Here is a 727-nt window from a genome sequence, read left to right as displayed (position 1 = left end):
AATTTTAACAGTAGTATTTATTGCTGCCGATTGGGTTACAATCTATTTTTTAAATGATTTGAGCAATTTTGGAATCAATTCAAAAAGAATCAATGTTATAGTGAATGACGAAAGTAAAATTTCATATAAAATTATATTAATATTTTTTACGCCAATAGTTGAAGAGTTTTTATATCGATTTGGGTTAGTATTCTCAAAAAACAAGACTAGTTTACTATTGTTGGGATGGATTTATACTTTATACTTATTTGTTAAGCCTGAAAGTATTGATATCAATGATCCAAAAACATTAATGCTTTTTTTTGCATCTTTTATTTCCTTATTTCTTATTCTTAGAATTTTAATAAGCAAATATTATAATTCTATTGAACTATTATATATAAAAAGAATGCCATATATTTTTTCAATCTCAGTTATTTTATTTGCATACAGTCATTTTACATTATATAGTAATTATGCTGATTTAACAAATATTATCTTCAGTCCAATAATTCTATTAACATATTTTATTGCAGGAGCATTATATGGGTTTATTAGGCTAAAATATGGCTTTGTATGGTGCTGTTTAGCACACATCATTTGGAACGCAATTTCAGTATTAAATTAAAATCCAACCAAAAAACAATTTATCATGAATGAAAATCAAATAGAACTAATCAATACAATAAAGTTGCTTATATACAAAGAAAATCCAACTTTACTTGAAAAGATAGATTTCGATAATGAC

Annotated in this window: 1 protein-coding gene; it reads left to right on the top strand. The window is 24.2% G+C overall.

Annotated elements, in window-relative coordinates; genetic code table 11:
• Positions 1 to 607 (top strand): CPBP family glutamic-type intramembrane protease (locus tag DIU01_RS08460; RefSeq protein ID WP_290833457.1); only part of this gene is annotated, 607 nt, incomplete at its 5' end.
• Between the last annotated feature and the right edge of the window lie 120 nt (positions 608 to 727).

Source organism: Flavobacterium sp. (genome assembly GCF_003525665.1).
Taxonomy (GTDB): domain Bacteria; phylum Bacteroidota; class Bacteroidia; order Flavobacteriales; family Flavobacteriaceae; genus Flavobacterium.
Note: the sequence above shows the minus strand (reverse complement) of the source record. Positions and strands in the feature narration are given on the sequence as shown.